The sequence below is a fragment of the Chloroflexota bacterium genome (assembly GCA_020161265.1).
GTDB lineage: Bacteria > Chloroflexota > Chloroflexia > Chloroflexales > Herpetosiphonaceae > Herpetosiphon.
The window spans coordinates 268269-287317 of record JAIUOC010000010.1; the positions used below are offsets into that span (position 1 = coordinate 268269).

The 19049-nt window shown below is 49.1% G+C and carries 11 protein-coding genes; 3 read left to right on the forward strand and 8 right to left on the reverse strand.

The genetic code is table 11. The features are described 5' to 3' along the window. Positions 1-14: 14 nt before the first annotated feature. Positions 15-776 carry a hypothetical protein gene (locus LCH85_22335; protein ID MCA0354742.1) on the reverse strand — a complete coding sequence of 254 codons (762 nt, stop codon included), beginning with the start codon at positions 774-776 and terminating at the stop codon, positions 15-17. A gap of 72 nt (positions 777-848) precedes the next feature. Then, a complete protein-coding gene (locus LCH85_22340) occupies positions 849-1820 on the reverse strand; it encodes an HNH endonuclease (GenBank protein MCA0354743.1) in 972 nt (323 codons plus the stop codon). A 42-nt stretch (positions 1821-1862) separates the two neighbouring features. Here LCH85_22340 and LCH85_22345 point away from each other — a divergent pair, with 42 nt between their 5' ends. Both LCH85_22345 and LCH85_22350 read left to right on the forward strand, forming a co-directional pair. Next, entirely contained in the window at positions 1863-2741 is an 879-nt protein-coding gene (locus LCH85_22345) for a PhzF family phenazine biosynthesis protein (protein MCA0354744.1), read from the forward strand. A gap of 1 nt (position 2742) precedes the next feature. Continuing rightward, positions 2743-3330 carry an SMI1/KNR4 family protein gene (locus tag LCH85_22350; GenBank protein ID MCA0354745.1) on the forward strand — a complete coding sequence of 196 codons (588 nt, stop codon included), beginning with the start codon at positions 2743-2745 and terminating at the stop codon, positions 3328-3330. A gap of 13 nt (positions 3331-3343) precedes the next feature. On the opposite strand, the gene LCH85_22355 is transcribed toward LCH85_22350, so the two are convergent. From LCH85_22355 to LCH85_22370, 4 genes are all read right to left on the reverse strand, one after another. Continuing rightward, the gene (locus LCH85_22355) at positions 3344-4564 is read right to left on the reverse strand and encodes a DNA-protecting protein DprA (GenBank protein MCA0354746.1); all 1221 of its coding nucleotides are present in this window, start codon (positions 4562-4564) and stop codon (positions 3344-3346) included. Further along, positions 4561-6660, reverse strand: coding sequence for a RecQ family ATP-dependent DNA helicase (locus LCH85_22360; GenBank protein ID MCA0354747.1), 2100 nt, complete (start codon positions 6658-6660; stop codon positions 4561-4563). Before LCH85_22360 ends, LCH85_22355 begins: the two co-directional genes overlap by 4 nt. Before the next feature lie 87 nt (positions 6661-6747). Continuing rightward, positions 6748-8931, reverse strand: a complete 2184-nt coding sequence (locus tag LCH85_22365) for a tetratricopeptide repeat protein (protein ID MCA0354748.1) — start codon at positions 8929-8931, stop codon at positions 6748-6750. Between the two features lie 388 nt (positions 8932-9319). Continuing rightward, positions 9320-10519 (reverse strand): trypsin-like peptidase domain-containing protein, encoded by a 1200-nt coding sequence (locus LCH85_22370; GenBank protein MCA0354749.1) that lies wholly within the window; start codon positions 10517-10519, stop codon positions 9320-9322. A gap of 111 nt (positions 10520-10630) precedes the next feature. Here LCH85_22370 and LCH85_22375 point away from each other — a divergent pair, with 111 nt between their 5' ends. Beyond that, a complete protein-coding gene (locus tag LCH85_22375) occupies positions 10631-13489 on the forward strand; it encodes a PBP1A family penicillin-binding protein (protein MCA0354750.1) in 2859 nt (952 codons plus the stop codon). 64 nt (positions 13490-13553) lie between these two features. Here the strand turns inward: LCH85_22375 and LCH85_22380 are convergent, their stop codons facing one another. After that, the gene (locus LCH85_22380; protein ID MCA0354751.1) at positions 13554-16337 is read right to left on the reverse strand and encodes a DEAD/DEAH box helicase; all 2784 of its coding nucleotides are present in this window, start codon (positions 16335-16337) and stop codon (positions 13554-13556) included. A gap of 203 nt (positions 16338-16540) precedes the next feature. Continuing rightward, positions 16541-18985 carry a hypothetical protein gene (locus tag LCH85_22385; GenBank protein MCA0354752.1) on the reverse strand — a complete coding sequence of 815 codons (2445 nt, stop codon included), beginning with the start codon at positions 18983-18985 and terminating at the stop codon, positions 16541-16543. Positions 18986-19049: the final 64 nt, after the last annotated feature.

Here is a 19049-nt window from a genome sequence, read left to right on the forward strand (position 1 = left end):
TGCGGGCTGTTGGTTTATTTGGGGCTAATCGTCCAATCGCCATCGGCCTGCACATCCCACAAGCATGGGCCTTCGGAGAATTTGACAATCGCTGAGCCAGCAACCGTGCCAATCTCGTTTTGGGCGTAATCCATGCCGCCTTGGCAAGTCACTTGCACGATAAAATTACTATCGCCATTGTGGGTGAAATTGAAGGGAATTGGCCCTTCTTGGTTAGGCATAAACAGGCCACTGACCTGATCGCCAGTGCCACTTAGTCCATCGGCGGCGCTAGCTTCCAAGCCAATTGGCACAATTTCGGCTGTCCACTCGCCATCGGCATCAATTTCTAAAAATGTACTGCTATCGCCATACAACACTCGCGAACCAGCGTAACGCCCAATTTCGTTGACCAAATAGCTTTCATCGCCCTCAGCGTTATAAGCTTTGACAATGAAGTTACGTCGCCCAGTATGGGTCAATTTAATGATGCTGACTGCACTAGGTGGCATAAATGCATCAGTCACGGTTTGGCCCACACCGCTCAGCACAACTGGCTCAGGAATTGGCGTGGCGGTCGCGGTTGGCCGTGGCGTGCGAGTTGGCTTGGGCTTAGCGGTCGGGCGTGGTGTGTTAGTTGGCCGTGGCGTGCGCGTCGGTTTGGCCGTTGGCTCATCGGTTGGCTCAGTCTGGGCTACTTGAGCCACACTCGCCGCCGATTCGATTTGTTGCCCAGTTGTTTGACCACAAGCCAGCAATAGCAAACTGATCAGCATAAAACCAAGAAAACGTTGCATCGATGAACTCCTTCAATACTTCAACTGATTGTTGGAGTTACTTTAGCAACACTCTAGGGCACAAATGTGGATTTAATCGTTACGATAGATATGCTCGTAATGCCATTTGAGTGCAATCGGATCAGGATATAAGTGCACTTGATTTGGCAATTGGATTGATTGGCGGGCGAATGCGAGCAGCGCTTGGTTAGCAGGTGGTTGATCATCGACAAGCGGTGAAATTTGCACTTTGTAGATTGGCGTGATCGTCAATAAGCCTTGATCGAATACCCAATGATGCAATCCACACAACGCAATCCCATTGCGCGGATCATCGTTATAACTCCGGCTCCACGGAATGATATGAGCCGCCTCGGCTGCACTCCGCCCCTCAGGAGTAATAATTCGGATGCCACAAATGGCACAGCAATAATCATAACTAGGCACGACAATTTGGCGAAATGCGCTAGAACGTACTTCAACTTGGTATGGCGCATCAGTTGCGGGAATTTCGCGAAACGTGCGCTGGCTTTGCTGAATTAACAGTTTGCCATAGTCGAAAATCTCAGTATTGATTTGAGCAATCATGCCGAGGGCTGGCCATAATTCCGGCGTAAAATACTGTTGAATCAAGCTTTGGCGAAGTTGTTCGCGGGCAAATGGCTGTTGCAACAACTCAAATAATGCTTGATCAAGCGTTGCCCCAAGCACAAGTTGATTTAATTGGCCGATTGTTTTGATATTTTGTGCATCTGCCAATCGTTGCTGCATGCCTGGTTGTGCTTGCAAATGCCAAAATCCCTCGCTTTTGAGATAGAAAAATGGCTGAATCGGATTGGCAAACTTCGTCGAATCAAAAATAATCCGCCAATATCGGTCAAAGGTTTCAAGCAAAAGCTCCGAATACTCGATAAAATTATGAGTGAGTGTGCCAACTGCAATCAAGTCGCTGACCGCAAGGAGCATCAATGGTTTATAGGGTGCTCGAAAGTGAGTGCTTTCAGGCCAAGTTTGCGATGGCGATAGCTTAAGTTTTTCGAAGGCCCGCTGATATTGTACAAGCATACATACTCCCAAAGCTCTAAAATCTCTATTTGAGGAATTACTATGCAGATTGAAGTGCAGATTGTCAATGCTTTTATTGATGGCGACATTGGTGGTAATCCAGCTGGGGTGGTGTTGCAGGCTGATGGATTGAGTGGTGAGCAGAAATTGGCCGTGGCCCAGCAGGTTGGTTTATCTGAAACCGCTTTTGTGAGCAAATCGGATGTGGCGACGATTAAGCTAGAATTTTTTACCCCAACCCGCCAAATTGCCCATTGCGGCCATGCCACGATTGCCACATTTAGTTTATTACGTCAACTCAACCGCGTGCCAACTGGTCAGCTGGCCAAAGAAACGATCGATGGTCTGCGCGAGATTATTGTAGCGGATGATCAGGCATTTATGCAGCAGCTGGCCCCGCGCTATCAAGCATTTGCGCTCACTGAGCCAATTGCACAACAGGCTTTGCAGTCGCTCAACATCACCAGCGGCGATTTACTGAATGGCACTGTGCCAACCTTGGTCAATACTGGCAATAGCTTTTTGATTATTGGGCTGGCGAGTGAGCAAACGCTGGTGGAATTGCAAGCCGATTTTGCCCAGATTCAGCAAATCAGTGAGCAACTCGATTTGATTGGCTACTATGTCTTTACGCCTGCTACCAAGCAAACTGGGCGCTCGGCTGGCACGCGCATGTTCGCGCCACGCTATGGCATTCGTGAGGAAGCAGGCACAGGCATGGCGGCTGGCCCATTGGCTTGTTATTTGCACGATCAACTGGGTTTGCAGCAAACCAGCTTGTTAATCGAGCAAGGTTGGCTGATGCAACCAGCCTCGCCCAGTGTCATCGAGGTGCAACTCAAGGTGGTTGATGGGGCAATTCAGAGCTTGTTGGCTGGTGGTCGGGCTAAAGTGATGCAAACCTTGCAGGTTGAGGTATAGAATGGCGCAAACATTGACCATTCAAAATTTGCTTCAAGCAATTGCCCACTACACTGTGCAAGTTGATCCTGACTTATTAACTGACTTACAGCCAGGTTATAGTGCGGAGCAGATTGCAGAAATCATTCCATTTAGGTTACCAGCAGAGATTCTCGAACTCTATGCGTGGCATAACGGAACTGATATTATTTCCCATAAAAATTTATTTTATTATCATCATTTTCTTTCAGTCGAAGATGCCTATCAAATCTATCAAGATCTGATGCAAACAAATCGGGAAATTGAATTTGAAGCCTATGAACCATTTCTATTTCCATTATTTGATTTTGAAGGTGAATATTATATGGTTCAAATGGATGAAAATCGCGATGACTATGGATCAATCTGGTTCTGTTTTCACAGTTCTGGACAAGTCTATGATTCATTAAGCACAATGTTGGCTGCAATCGAAGAATGTTATGCAGTAGGAGCTTATTTTATTCAAGAAGATGAATATATTCCTGATCAGCCTAAGGTTGCAGCAATTAAAGCCAAATGGAATCGTTGTCGCTGGAATTCTGATGGCACAACATTAAGCTATCGCACATAACTATGACCAATACCTATTGAATTATAGGATTATTCCAAAGATAACGGACTGGCTTGTTGATTTTTACAATATAGCCAGCCTCAATCGCCCGTTTGAGCCATTCGCTAACCTGTTGCTTGGTTAGTTGCAGGCTTTGCATTATTTGTTCAATGGTTAATGGAGTTTTGGCTGTTTGCTCAAGGTAATTGAGAAATAGCTGATAGAAATTAATTGTTCCTGGTTGATCGATGGTTGCTGGTTTGACTGCAACAGGCGCTGGGTTGGGTTCAGTAGGCAGTAAATCAAATAAACTTAGCGGAGCTGCTTCAAGCATCACAGGTTGATTGATCAGTTGGCGCAAATCGGCGATTGGCTCGACTAAGGCTTGCGCACCTTGTTTGAGCAAGGCGGCATTGCCACTGCTGGCGGCAGAATTTGGCTTGACCCAGAGCGGAACCCATTGAGCTTTGAGGTTTTCGAGTGCGCCATGCCAAGTGCCACCTTTATTTGGGGTGCTATTGACCACAATTGCCGCATCGGCCAAACAATAGATATATTTGTTACGCCCCATCGCATTGCCCACATCAAAGCCAGCCTCAGGATTAAACGGTGAGACCAAAACCAGTTGGTGCTGTTGCAATGCTTGGCGATAGGTTGCGGCTAATGCTGTTTTCAACAAACTATCGGCTAAAATGCCAACCACTTGACCATTTGCGGCCAATCCAGCCTGCATCACCGCTTGATCAACCCCGCGTGCACCCCCAGAAACGACAACTGCGCCGTGGTTAGCGAGCGTTGTTCCAAGCTCGGCAGTCCATTCAAGCTCGGCAGGAGTGCTATGCCGCGAACCAATCACGGCAATGCCCCCAGCATTTAAGAGTTCAGCATTGCCACAGCCAAATAGCGCTGGTGGCGCGAGCTGCTTGAGCCGTTGTTTTAACTGTTGAGGATAGCGCGGATCTGAGCGAATGATTACCCAAATTCCCGCTCGTTGCCATTTCTCTAGGGCAAAACCGAGGGCTGCCGCACGATCCAACAGCCGTTGAATTCGCTCAAGGCTGATGTTTGGATCGCTCCATTCGCTCAAGAGCTGTGGTAATTGATGGCTTAAGAGCTGTTCTGGCTGGAGTTGTTGGCTGCGTAACCACGCTGCAAAGCGGCCCCACTCGCTGGTGGTTAATGGCTTAACCTCGGTTTGCTTGCCTAAATGGGTTGTTAGCAACAGAATTGCATGGGTTTGGGCATTGATATTCATTCTTCGTCATCACTTGCTGTCGAGGCTAAGGCACAGGGATAAACCGCTGTGGCTCCAGCTTCTTTTAATAATTTGGCAACGATGGTTAACGTCCAGCGTGAATCAACAATATCATCAATTAATAACACTGGCTCAGCCTTCGATTCTACAATCTTGAAGGCATTAAGCACATTCATTTGTTGATGAAAAGCATTATGCTGGGATTTCTGCGGCTCATTATTATGGATTTTGACAACCGCTGCAAGCCATGGTAAGCCCAGTTGTTGGGCTACTCGTTGGGCAAAATCTTCAACTAAACGGGGATTTCTGGTCGAAGGGATGGAAGTAACCCATGTTGGAAATGGTTGTGGTTGCCAGCGCTGTTGAATCATTTCCACGAGAGCATCGACTAAATCATCGCGAAACCGCCCCTGCTTTTTATCGTGGCTAACCATTGCGCCCCAACCAGCATGACCCCAGCGAGCTAAAACCCGACCTGGTTCTGCTCGCAAATGTTCGGGGAGACTAGCCAGTTGGCGGTAAATACTTGGAATATTGGGAGCAGCAATTTTTCTTGGTTCTAATATTTGTTCCGAGTGCTTGAGAAATCGCGCTGCTTGGTTGATTAAATTGGGTGCTGGCTCATTGCTCAATAATCGGCCACGACAATTGGCACAGCGCCCACAATCATTACTTTGCGCGTCATCAAGGGCTTCAGCTAAATGGCGCATCAAGCATTTTGGCGTATCAACATAAGTTTGAATTGCTTGCCATTCTTGGATGCGCCGCTGATTCAGGCGCTCGATTTTGGCCTGATCAAGCTGATAGTTGCTGGCGTTGATGGTTGGATGCCATTTTTTTTGATTGTAGATGACTGGTGGATTGGCTTCCACCGACAAAAATTTTAGGGCATGCTCCAGTTTGCCTCGACGCACATTAATTTTTTGCAGAATCTGATTCAGTTTTGCCCCATCATGCTGATTGATCTCGTGCAAAACTGCTGCAATTGTGGCTTGGCTCGGAAAAGCTTCACGCCGAAAATACTCATGAATTGCTGCATCTTCTTCGCCAGCCAACAAAATGCCATAGGCTTGTTCAATGGCGCGGCCAGCCCGCCCAACCTGCTGATAGTAGGCAATAATCGAGCTGGGCGCTTGATAATGAATCACGAATCCCAAATCTGGCTTATCGTAGCCCATTCCCAAGGCACTGGTTGCCACCAAAACTTTGATTTGATTGTGGGCTAAACGTTTTTCAAAACTGGCGCGAGTCTCCGCATCCAAACCCGCATGATAAGCACAAGCACTAATATCCTGCCGGTTAAGCCACGTAGTCACGTATTCTGTATCGGCCTGAGTTAGGGTATAGATAATGCCTGTGCCTGGTAATTGAGGCAAATAGTGCGCCAACCATGCCAAACGGCTCGCAGCATCAGGCAAGCGAATTGTTTGCAAACTCAGGCTTTCACGCATTAAAGGGCCACGTTCAACCGCAAAATTCCCCAAATGTTGGCAAATATCATCAATCACGCGCTGGTTGGCAGTAGCAGTTGTGGCTAACATCGGCAAATTTTTTGGCATTCCTTGGAGTGTTTGAACGATTCGGCGATAGTCGGGGCGAAAATCATGGCCCCAATCGGAAATACAATGAGCCTCATCAATCACCAACAAGCCAATTTGCTGGCTGATTGGCGATAACACCTCTTCCATAAAGGCTTCATTGGCAAAGCGCTCAGGGGCAATCAACAATACATCAACTTGATTTTGGCGCACACTGCTCTTTATGCGGTCCCAATCTTCGGGATTGCTTGAATTAATACTGACGGCAGTTAAGCCAAAGCGTTGGGCGGCTTCGATTTGATTGTGAATTAATGCTAACAAGGGTGAAATAATCAGGGTCATTTTGCCACGTTGCTGGCGGATATGTTGGGCTGCGATAAAATAAACCCAACTTTTACCCCAGCCTGTGCGCTGAACCACCAGCAGTTGTTGATTGTCATTAATCAGCCGATCGATCGCCGACCATTGCCCATCACGAAAGTTGGCATGAGGGTTATTTAATGATTGCCGTAGTTGCTCAAGCGCTACCTCGTAGCTTAACTCCGCAGTAATTTGCATTAATAGCACTCCAATCTCAAGTAATAACAAATCGTTGCAGCGAGATTAGTATACAAGAGATTGCAGCATCTAGTTAATGCTATGTGCTTAGAACTTCGCTGTTTGCATCAGGCTAATAATTTCGTCGATGGTTTGGCTTGCACCGGTTTGTTTGAGGCTTGCCAAGCGTTCGTTACCAAGCATCGTGCTTAATTCTGTTTCGAGCATTGTTTGTTGACGCTCATCGTACCAAAGTGGGGTTAATTGCAGTTCGCTGAACAAGGCGCTAGCATAGCCCCATGCCAGCGCCGCTGCTTCAGCCAAGCCAGCCTTGAGCAAGATTTCGCTAGCGGTTTTGGCTCCAACCAACATGCCAATTTTGGCTTGGGCATTTTTGCGTAAAATCAACGCTTCAACCAAGCAATCCCGCGCTCGCTCAAAACGACCTTGGCCGCCCAAACAAGCAGCTAAATTGGTCAGAAAATAGCCCAAGCCATTGTAATCGCGATTATCACGACAAAGCGCTAAGCCCTCTTCTAGCAAGGGTTCGGCCTCGGCATAACGATATTCGAGAATTTCAATCAAGGCCAAGTTGCTCAGTGGCATGGTCAAATTAAAGGGATTATTGGCTGGGCGGAATAAGGCTAAAACTTCAGCATAAATTTGACGTGCTGCCGCCAAGTTGCCACGATCAATCTCAACCAAACCCAAATTGTTGAGCGTAATCCCCAGCATCGTCTGATCATCGAGGGTGCGATAGATTGCCAAGGCTTGCGCGAAATAGTCGCTGGCTGGTTGATGCAAGCCTTGTTCATAGAGCACTAAGCCCATCGTATTGAGTAGCCGCGCAGTTTCGGCTTGGTTGGTTGATTCAATCGCTAAGGCTGCCTCAAGGTATTGTTTGGCTTCTTGATAGCAGCTTTGCGACCAAGCCATGCCTGCGGCTGCACCCAACGCTGGCCGCACAATTATGGGGTCGGCCTTGGCTTGGTGTTCTAACGCGGCGGTGATCCAGCGGCGACCTTCGGTGAGATAGCCTTGACGTACCCAAAACATCACCAAATTGCTGCTTAATTGCAAGGCCAAATTGGCTTCGTTATGACTCAAAGCCCATTGAATCGCTGAACGAATATTGTGAATTTCGCTGAGCAGTCGATTTGTCCAGTATTCATGCTTGGGGCCGCCCAACTCAGCTTTGGCAGTTATGCTCAAATCACGGTAATACTGGGCATGATACAGATCAATTTGATGGGCTTCTTTGCGTTTGCGCAAACGCTGGTGAGCATATTCACGCACAGCATCGAGCATAATGTAGCGTGATTGCTGACCAGGCATGGTTTCTTCCAAGAGCAAATGTTTTTGCTTCAAACTGGTAATACCTGGATCAACAGCGGTCGCGAATTCGCCAACTGTTTGATAGAGCGCCATCACTGCATCGTTGGAGCAACCGCCAATAAACGCGCCCAAGCGGCTAAATAAGGTTTGTTGCGGCGCTGACAAACGGCTAAAGCACCAATCGAGCACAGGGTAGAGCACATGATGGCGGGCAGGTTTGGCAATTGTTGTGCCTCGGCCAAGTGCCAAATAATTGCGCACGAGCAACAGCAAATCGGTCGGCGAGAGCGCCGAACTATGGGCAGCAATTAATTCAATCGCCAAGGGCAAGCCATGCAACAACCGACAAATTTCGACCACAGCCTTGGCTTGGGTGTCGGTCAACACAAAGCGCGGCTGAATCGCCTGCATGCGATCAACAAACAAGGCAATCGCTGAATATTCTAATAATTGATTGGCTGGCAGATTGGACTGCTCGGGCACTTCGAGCGGTGGCACACTAAACTCATATTCATCAGCCAAGCCCAACGCAACTTGGCTCGTCACCATAAATTGAGCCTGATCGGTGCGTTCGATCAGCAATTTAAGCTCATCAGCAGCCCGTTTGACCTGCTCGAAATTATCGAGGATCAACAATACTCGCTTGCCGCGCAGAAAATTTACCACGCTATCGAGCAACGATTGATTGGCTGTTTCATGCACGCCCAAGGTATGGGCGATGGTTGGCAGCACAAAGACCGCATCATCAACTGGCGCTAAATTGATAAAATAGCAACCATCAGTAAAACTATCGCGGATAGTTTCGGTTGCTTCAAGCCCCAGCCGGGTTTTGCCAGTGCCACTCGCGCCGATCAAGCTCACAAGCCGATGCGCTTGCTCTTGAAATAGAGCAACTAAGGCGGAAACCACACGGTTGCGGCCAATTAAGCGGGTCGAATACTGGGGAAGATGATGCATGGCGAACTCCAGTATGCTAATGTGGGGTATCGGGCAGGCTGTAGTCAGCGTTGATGCGTCGTTGGGCTGATGATTGATGGCAAGCTCGGGTGTTTAATTATACCGCGAGAATTGCCAAAATTCATGGCGAATTTTCGGTGCTACCTAGTTACTGAATTGAAATGGGAGCAAAATGGGATCAGATGCAGAGGTTTATCTGTTTGATTATCAAACTTATTACTAAAAACATCGGGCGGGTGCTATCAGTCGATTGCACCCGCCCGTGTTTGCTGTGTGGAGAGGTCTGGCATAAGGGAAACCGTGCAGCCTGCAAAAAAGATACGGCTCTTGATCCAGATTCTCGAAAGATCCCCCCAAGGGGTGATAAAATAGATCTAACCTGCTGGGTTTAAGGGCGTGCCCCCAACGTTACCTCGATCGTTTGCTCTTCATCCCCCCGAATGATCGTCAAAGTGACCTTATCGCCAACCCGCGAATCGTTGATATGGGCAATCAGATCGTCGCTTGAACGAATGCTTTCGCCGTTGAAGGCCGTCACAATGTCGCTATCAATAATTAATGCAGAACCTTCAACTTGAATGCTTTTTGTACCCAAGCGAATTCCAGCTTGATCGGCGGGGCCATCGACGACTACATTGGTGACCAACGCGCCTTGGCTGACTGGTAATTTCAATTCTTGCGCCAATTGGGCGCTGATCGTCAACATGCTCACGCCAAGGTAAGCCGAATCGTGCTTGCCAGTTTTAATCAGATCATCAACAATAATTTTGACTGTGTTAGCAGGCACGGCATAGCCAACTCCAGCAAAGGCTGGCGCAGCGGTTGGATCACTCACCCGAATCGCGGTGTTGATCCCAATCACTTCGCCTTTACTGTTAAGCAATGGCCCACCGCTATTGCCTGGATTGATCGCCGCATCGGTCTGAATAATTCGGCTGATGCGGAATTGACCACCATTAGCAAGGGTACGACCTGGCAACGAACGCCCTTCGACCGCGCTCACAATCCCCAAAGTCATGGTATTTTGCAAGCCAAACGGATTGCCAATTGCAATCGTATCTTGACCAACTTGGACTTCGCGTGAGTTGCCAAACACCATCGGCGCAATCTCGCTCACGGTCGCGGCATCAACCTTAATCACCGCAATATCGTTATCTTCGTCGGCTCCGCGCAGAGTAGCTGGCACTTGTCGGCCATCAGCAAAGGTGACGAAAATGCGGGTTGCGCCTTCGATTACATGGTTGTTGGTAGCAATATGGCCTTGATCGTCAACCAAAAAGCCCGAGCCAAGTGCCTCGCCAGTTAGATCGTCGCTGCCCTCACCGACAACTTCGGTATCGATGCTGACAACTGCTGGGCCAACCCGCTTATACAAATCGATCCGCGCTTGTTCGTCGCTCAAATCATTGCTTGGGGCTTCGCTCAAGGCACTAACCGGAACTGGCGTTGCTTCAACTGAAAGACTCGAATCACTATTTGAGCTTTCTCCATCTGGAGCAAAGATCCAAATCAACAGGCTTGCCACAATACAAAGGCCTAGTGGAATAAGAAATGCTGGAATCAAAATACGCATGCTGCGTTGCTTCATGCAAACCATCCTTTCTGCATAATCACCCGAAGTTGGTGTAGGCTGCATGCTATAATTTTATCGCAAAATCTATTTGTGGGGGTTGGGGATCAGGGGTCAGGGATCGGGAATATGCTGATGTTAACCAGCCCCCATTCCCCAGCGACCAGTCCCCAAAAGACTATGGCACAATCAAACAGCAATCAAACTCAATTAACTCCGCGCCAAGAACGGCGCTTGGCGCGGGTTGCCCGTCGTCAAGCCCGCCCGTGGTGGCTCAAAGCACTCATCCTGCTGGTTGAACTGCTGCTCATTGGCGTATTTTGTGTACTTGCGGCAGGCTTGGGCGGTTATTGGTATTTTAGCCGTAATTTGCCCTCAATTGATAATTTGGGCACCCATCGCGCCTTTGAAACCACCAAATTATATGCCCGCGATGGCACAACCTTGCTCTATGAAATTTTCGATCCCAATGCTGGTCAACGCACGGTCGTGCCATTCAGCGCCTTCTCCGAATATTTGAAACAGGCCACCATTGCGGTCGAAGATAGTAATTTTTATACCAATCCTGGGGTTAATTTGCCTTCGATTGCCCGCGCTGCGCTAGCCAATTTGACCGATCAAGAATCTGGTCAAGGTGGAGCATCAACCATTACTCAGCAATTGGTGCGCAATGTGTTGCTTTCGCCCGATGAACGCAGCCAGCAAACCCCGCAACGTAAAATTCGCGAAGCAATTTTGGCCTATCAAATTAGCCAACGCTATTCCAAAGATCAAATTTTGGCCTTGTATTTGAATGAAATTCCTTATGGCAATAATGCCTATGGCGCTGAGGCCGCTGCCCAAGCCTATTTTGGGGTTAGCGTGAGCGATTTGAGCTTGGCTCAATCAGCGATGTTGGCAGGCTTGCCGCAATCGCCGTCGCAACTTGACCCGTTAGTTAATGCCGATGCAGCAAAAAAACGCCAAGAGATCGTGTTGGCGGCAATGGTGCGCAATGGGGTGATTACGCCGCAACAAGCCGAGCAAGCTTTTGCCGAGGTGTTGTATGTCAAGCCAGCTCAAGTTAATTTAACCGCGCCGCATTTTGTGTTTTATGTGCGCGAATTGCTTGAAGCTCGTTACGGCCCCGAATTGCTCTATCGTGGCGGCTTGCGGGTCACCACGACGCTTGATCCACATTGGCAAGCGGTTGCCCAACAAGAAGTGCAACAACGCATTAGCGAAATCGCTGCCCAAAACGCGACCAATGGCTCGGTTGTGATGCTTGATCGCAAAACTAACCAAGTGTTGGCACTCGTTGGCTCAGCCGATTACAACAATACGGCGATTGATGGTCAAGTTAATGTGGCGTTGGCCGAACGGCAACCTGGTTCAGCACTCAAACCGTTTGTTTATGCGGCAGCCATGCTCCGCGATTGGACTGCCGCCAGCGTGCTATGGGATGTGCCAACCGAATATCGTTTTGCAGGCGGCGAAGTTTATGCGCCCAAAAATTATGATCGCAGCTTCCACGGCCCAGTTTCAATTCGCGTCGCATTGGCCAATTCATTCAATGTGCCAGCAGTCAAAACCCTCGATCATGTCGGCATTGATGAGTTTTTGCGTTTGATGCAGCGGGTTGGCATCAGCACCTTGGATGATCGCCCACGCTATGGTCTTTCGTTGGCACTGGGCGGTGGCGAGGTCAAGCTGCTTGAATTGACCACGGCCTACAGTGTTTTTGCCAACGAGGGTAATTATCGCCCAGCCTCAACCATTTTGAAGGTGGTGAATACTCGTGGCGAGGTGCTTGAGGCTTGGAGCGAACCACCAGAGCAAGCAGTGCTCGGCCCCGATGGCAATGGGCTTGCCTTTATTATTTCGAGCATGCTCAGCGATAACAAAGCCCGCGAATGGATGTTTGGGCCAGATAATGCCATGGAATTGCCCAACGATCGGCCTGCGGCGGTCAAAACTGGCACAACCGACGACGACCGCGATAGTTGGACGGTTGGCTATACGCCGAGCGTGGTGATTGGCGCATGGGTCGGCAACAGCGATAATAGCCCGATGCAAGCAGTACCAGGCTCGTTTGGTGCGGCGGTGATTTGGAATCGGCTGATGACCAAATATCACGAAGGCTTGCCGATAGAGCAATTTACCCCGCCTTCAAATGTTTCCGAGCATGAAGTTTGTATTCCAACTGGCACCAAGCCATCAGCCGCCTGCCCCAACATTCGCACTGAATATTTTGTCAATGGCACGGAGCCTGTCGAAACCGAAAACGTCTATCGCACCGTGCGCATTGGGCCAAGTGGCGATTGTGTAGCGCTGCCCAATCAGCCAGGTGAAGATCGAGTTTTTGCAATCTATCCCGATGAGGCAGGTAATTGGGGCGAAACTGGCGGCTTAGGTACTCCGCCAACCAAGCCTTGCCCGTTGGTAAATTCGAGCAGTGCTGGTGGCGCAAATGTGGCAATTGCTTTGATCGAGCCAAGTGATGGCGCGGCGTTGGCCTCGCCCATTCGAATTCGCGGCAGCGCGGCTGGCGATTACAGCGTAGCCTGGGGCACTGGCACTAATCCCAGCAGTTGGACGACAATTATCGAAGGCTTTGGCGGAATTTCCAATGGTTTGTTGGCAATGTGGAACGCCGATGGCTTGCCTGAGGGAGCCTATAGCCTGCGTTTGTTGGTCAAGCAAAGCAACGGAATGAATGAACAACGGGTAACAATCTATCTTGATCGAACTGCGCCAACGATTTCAATTAATGTACCAGCCTCGGCCTTACGCGGCCAACCACTGCAATTCCAAGTCACTGCCCAAGATGATCGGCAGCTAGCTAAAGTTGAGTGGACGGTTAATGGCGAGGTGTTTATGCGCGATCAAGCACCGTATAGCCTTGATTTCAGCCCAACCCAAGCTGGAAATTATCGGGTTGTGGCCACGGCAATTGATCAAGCAGGCAATCGCGCAACCAGCAGTGTTAGCGTGCTGAGCGTCAAATAATCAGAATATTGCAATAACAAAAACGAGGATGAATGGTTTGGATTCATCCTCGTTTTTATACTGATTAAACCAACCAACGAGCGGCAGTTGTTGCCAATTCGGCCAGCGGTTTGCGTTGAATCGTGCAATCGGGCAATGATTCGAGGAATTGCCGCCCATAATTTTTGCTAAGCAAGCGCCGATCAAGCACCACCACAATCCCGCGATCATCCTTGGAGCGAATTAGGCGACCAAAGCCTTGCTTGAAGCGCAAAATTGCCTGAGGCACTGAATATTCAGCAAAAGCATCATCAAAGCCCTCAGATCGTGCCGAAAAGACTGGATCATTTGGCACGCTAAAGGGCAATTTGGTAATCACCAGCACACTCAAAGCATCGCCAACCACATCAACGCCTTCCCAAAACGAGGCAGTGCCCAACAAAACCGTGCGTGGGTCAGATTTGAAGCGCTGGATCAGCGAACGGCGTGAGCCATCCATGCCTTGGGCTAAGGTTGAAATATCGGCTTGCTCAAGGCTTTCGCTAATACCATGATAGGTTTGTTTGAGCGAGGCATTGGCGGTAAACAGCGCCAAGGTGCGCCCGCCAGTCGCTTTGCATAAATTGATCAGGGCATCTTCCATGGCCCGTTGATAATTGCGCTCGTTGGGTTCGGGCATATCGGTTGGCAAGTAGATCAAGGTTGATTTGCTGTAATCGAAGGGCGAATCGAGTTGCATCGTTGTGGCTTCATCCAAACCCAAGCGTTGTTTGGGGTAGTCGAAGCTGTTGCTGACCGAAAGCGTTGCCGACACCAAGATGCTAGCGCGTTTTTTCAGCCATAAATCTTCTGTAAGCAATGGCCCAACGTGAATTGGCGCTGCCTGCACCAACAATTCGCGGCGGCGTTGATCGGCAGTCAGCCATGCGACGGTTTCTTCATTGCCATAAATCACCAAATCAAATTGGCGTTGCAATTCAGTGCAAGCATTGACCATGCCCTTGACCCGCATCACCAAATCGTCGTAGCCATTGATATCGCGGCCTTCGAGATTATCCAAAATTGCTTGGAGCTTGCCAAAACCATCGCCTAACTTGCGCAAATTGATGCTCAAATTTTCCCATGTTTGCTCAACTTGGGTCCATTCGGTGTGGCGGCGCACTTTGCTGGTAATCCGCAGCTGGGGATCGTATTGGGTCACGCTGCGATCTTTGGCCATAATATCGTTGAAAATACTGAACAATTGCTGAGCTGCTTCGCGGGCTTTATCAACATTTGGCCGTAAATCGGCGCTGAGATCTTCGAGTTTGCGCTGCTCTTTATGATCAACAGTGCTCAAACGAAAAATTTGGGTCCATTCGTTAAGCACGCCACCCGCCAAACGCACGCCGCCAGCGCTATGCATATCGTTGAGCAAACCAGTTAGGCTATGCTGTGAAATCGTAAAACCCAACTGATCAGTCGCCACATCTTCGAGATTATGCGCTTCGTCGATAATCAAATGATCGTAGCGTGGCAAAATCCCAGGCGATTTGACATCCGACATTAGCAAAGCATGGTTCGCCACCACGATATGGGCATTTTCAGCCTCAGCACGGGCTTTGAAGAAGAAACATTCATTATAGAGCGAGCAGCGTTGGCGCAAACATTGGTCAGGATCAACATTAACATTGTTCCAAACTTGTTGCTCGCCTTGAATCAACATCAATTCGGCGCGATCGCCGCTGTTGGTCGAGGGCAGCCAAAGTTGAAGTTTCAACAACCCACGGGTCTGATCTTCGTTGTGGTCGGGGTGGGCACGAAAGGATTCATAGCGCTTCAAACATAGGTAATTACTGCGGCCTTTGAGTTGCACCGCCCGCAAGGCAGGCCATTGGTCGGGTTGCTCGGCCAACAACGCTTGCACTGTGGGAATATCTTTGGAGCAAAGCTGATCTTGGAGATTGATCGTGTTGGTTGAGATGACCACTCGTTCGCCGCGCTGGCGTGCCCATTGAGCAGCGGGCACAAGGTAAGCCAAGCTTTTGCCAGTGCCGGTTGGTGCTTCGATCATCAAGGTATCGCCTTGATTGAGCGCTTCGGCGATCGCCTCGGTCATTTCAATTTGGGGCTGGCGTGGCTCGTAGCCTGGGAACATGCGGCTAAACCCACCATCTGCACCAAACATCGCGCCAATGGCTTGGGCATCGAGTTCTTGCTGATTGCCCGTTGGTTCGAGAGCTACGGGGCGCACCAGCGGCTTTGGTTGAAATTCGATCGGCGCTTGCCAAAGCGTTTGCACGCGGCGTTTAGCAATTTCACCAAATAGTTTGGCTAGCGGCCACTGTAATTTTTGGGTGGTTTGAGCGATGCTATGTAATTCGGCAGCCGATAATTCGGCTAATTTATCGAGCAATGCACTAAACACCAAGCGACTAGCTTCAGCATCGGCCAAGGCGCGGTGCGCATCAGGGTGTTGAATTTGCAAGTGTTCGGCAATGGTTGAAAGCGAATAATTGGGCAATTGGGGAATTAACAAGGTTGCCAAATCAAAAGTATCGTAATGCGGCTGGGTAACTTTTAGCCCTTGTTGTTGCAAAAAGCGCAAATCGTTATCGACTGAATGGCCAATAATTGGATAGCTTTTGAGAAATTTGGCTAATTGTCCACCAATACTATTAAATGTGGGAGCCGTGGTCAATTCATGGGCATCGATACCAGTTAAACGGGCGATTTTAATCGGCAGCACCTGTTTGGGTTTGACCAAGGTTTGGTAGGTTTCGAGAACTTCGTTGCCTCGAAATTTAACTGCTCCGACTTCAATAATCTCATCGCGCCCTGGTTCTAAGCCAGTTGTTTCCAAATCCAAGGCGATATATATCGGTTCCACAGATGCTCCTCGCTAGCAAGCTCGATGTCGCTCAAATGTTTTGCCATTATACCTGTTCTAAGCGGCAAAACAAGTTGATTCGGCCACAATTAACTCCATAGCGATCAGCAGCGTGCCGCCGCGACTAGCGGTTTTACGGGCGGACACGCTACTAAATTGGGTATCAACCGCGCCTTCGGCTGGCTAGCCAAATGCTGATTAAGCTAGGGCTGTGGATACACATATGCCATCGTCAATGGGAAACTCCGATCAGAGATGGCTTGCAAACCGGAAAATTTGCGCAAGGGCAACCAATGTTCGTTGACCCGCTCTAACAAAAACAGCTCATCATACATTTCGAGCACAATCCGTTGCCCAGACCAATCGAGTGTACTATCGCCAAATCCTTCACCAACCAGTAACGAGTGGCCAATTTTACCTTGGCGGGTGTGCGTATTGATGACTGAATTAATTGGGTGATAGCGTCGAGTCAAATAGAATTGGCTATCACCCGACCAATCGCCAAATTGATGGTTAATCGCGCTATCGTGCCATAATTCTGCACCTGTAGCGGTATCAAACATGCGCAGTTTGCCATATTTCAAAGGATATTCGCGCTCAAGCACGGCTACACTCTGGCCGTTGGGTGCTAAATCGACGTGCAAACTGTGATTAAACATGCCCTGAGTGAGCAAATGGCTGGTTTGTTCAAGCACATCATAGCTATAAATTATTTCATCAGCAGTGGACTGATAAATGACGGTAGGCGAACCAACCACATACCAAAGCTGCTTGAGATCAAGCGCTTGCAACAGCATTTGGCCTTGCGTTCGATCATCGGCTAAAGTTTGCCACACCAAGTATTCATCGGCTTGGTTGGCTTCACGAGAGGTTTTGCCAACAATCGTTAATTGCCGCCCATCCCAGTAAATCGGGGTTAGGAACGTGGCAGCAGGCAATTCAGCAAACAGCGTAGTTTGGCCAGTTTGCACATCAAGCTCACGACAGCGATTGACCCGCGAATCGGCACTGACATCAAGATGATAGCTATAGCAGAATGCCACGCTTTGATTATCGGACGAACTTATCCCCGCAAAATCACTCAGACTTTTGGCTTCGGCTGGCTCCAAAACGAGGGTAAACGTGGTTTGGCTGGTCGGGTCAAAAAATGCCAAATCAGCACCAGCCCGATCAACAAACAGCGGCGGGGCATTATTGCGGGTAATCGAATAATTACTTGATTGATCGATCGTTTTAACCCGACTATCATCCCACAATTCGAGCACTTGATCGCGCACGATCGCCAAGCCAAGTGGTTGCGGATCGGCGGTCGGGGCCAGTGGAATATCAATATCGCTTTCAAGTGGTGGCTCAAAAAAAACTGTTGTGCTCTCCAAGGATGCTAGCTCAGGATTTTCGATCAACGCCTGGGGTGTTAGATCGGGAATTAATGTAAACCCATCCCAATACTCTAGCCGTTCAGCGAGATTATCATCTGCTCGTAGGCTAATCAATTGATTTGAATCAGTCACCAAATCAATGATTTCCAGATCGCCCGTGCGATGGAGCAGCACTAAACGTTGATCATCGAGAAAGCGAATGCGGTCACTGACATCAGTTTCAAATCCATGATCACGATACGCCAATAATTGGCGTTGCCAACCGGCGAAAAGCTTACCAGCGCGATCATAGACGATAATTTCCTGCCATACATCTGATTCTCCGAACACTGTGTCAATAATCACTACATAATCAAGGTTGGGCGAGGCGATGATGCGCCCAATCGAATTTGCTCGGGGCAAATTGATTACTTCGGTTTGGTTGAGGGTTTGCTGGTTAATCAAATCCAATTCAGTCAGCAGGCCATCACCAAAAACCAAAGCCCGCTTGCCATCAGGAGCAACTTGGGCAAACTCCAGTTTATCCAACAATGGCGCACCAAAGGCCTTGCTCGTTGGGTCAAACGGCCATAACTGGCCATCAGCCAAAAGCCAAGGGCCATTGATAGTTGGCAAAACGTGGGGCTGATCGTTCAACAACGGGGCTTGATAACGGCGTAACTCCAAGCCACTGCGGCTATCAAGGCCACGCAAACGCACGGTTGCCGGCTGAAATGGATCGCTCGCACGTTGTTTTTCGACGAGCCAGACCAATTGATTAAATGGATCGCTCACCACATCCAAGATTTTGGTTTCAACATCGGCTTCGCGCTCGATGATCGGGATTTGCCACAAACGCCGATTATCACGCAACGAACGGGCTTCGAGCCAATAAAAACTGCGAATAAACAGCATTTCACGTTGCCGATCAATGGTTAGGCCTTCACTGTTTGTGCTAAAGAAGTGCTCAATCTCGCCCCGCGCTTGGATAGGATCAGTACCATTCCAGAACTTAATCTCGGCACTTACATCGATCAATAATAATTGTTGATCGGCCAAATCGACCTTTGGTAGCGAAGCAATTGGGTTATTTGGCGTGGGTTGGGTTGAAATACTCGGAGTAACGATAGTTTCGGCTACGACAGTGGCAGTTGGTAGCGGCGCAGGTGGCTCAGGAGTTCGCGACACCAACAACATCGCAATTAACAAACCAACGCCAGCAAACACTGGCACAACCTGCCAGCGTCGGCCCGAACCACTAATCTTGGCCCGTTGAGAACGCTCTTCCATCGTCAAAACCTTTCCGTTAAACGCAGGGCACACAGGAGATTTGTCTATGTGCTTTTAGCTACTG

Bases quoted from the DNA above. Each gene is read 5' to 3' on its own strand.
- LCH85_22335 (MCA0354742.1), bottom strand. From the start codon at position 776: ATGCAACGTTTTCTTGGTTTTATGCTGATCAGTTTGCTATTGCTGGCT.
- LCH85_22340 (MCA0354743.1), bottom strand. From the start codon at position 1,820: ATGCTTGTACAATATCAGCGGGCCTTCGAAAAACTTAAGCTATCGCCA.
- LCH85_22345 (MCA0354744.1), top strand. From the start codon at position 1,863: ATGCAGATTGAAGTGCAGATTGTCAATGCTTTTATTGATGGCGACATT.
- LCH85_22350 (MCA0354745.1), top strand. From the start codon at position 2,743: ATGGCGCAAACATTGACCATTCAAAATTTGCTTCAAGCAATTGCCCAC.
- LCH85_22355 (MCA0354746.1), bottom strand. From the start codon at position 4,564: ATGAATATCAATGCCCAAACCCATGCAATTCTGTTGCTAACAACCCAT.
- LCH85_22360 (MCA0354747.1), bottom strand. From the start codon at position 6,660: ATGCAAATTACTGCGGAGTTAAGCTACGAGGTAGCGCTTGAGCAACTA.
- LCH85_22365 (MCA0354748.1), bottom strand. From the start codon at position 8,931: ATGCATCATCTTCCCCAGTATTCGACCCGCTTAATTGGCCGCAACCGT.
- LCH85_22370 (MCA0354749.1), bottom strand. From the start codon at position 10,519: ATGAAGCAACGCAGCATGCGTATTTTGATTCCAGCATTTCTTATTCCA.
- LCH85_22375 (MCA0354750.1), top strand. From the start codon at position 10,631: ATGCTGATGTTAACCAGCCCCCATTCCCCAGCGACCAGTCCCCAAAAG.
- LCH85_22385 (MCA0354752.1), bottom strand. From the start codon at position 18,985: ATGGAAGAGCGTTCTCAACGGGCCAAGATTAGTGGTTCGGGCCGACGC.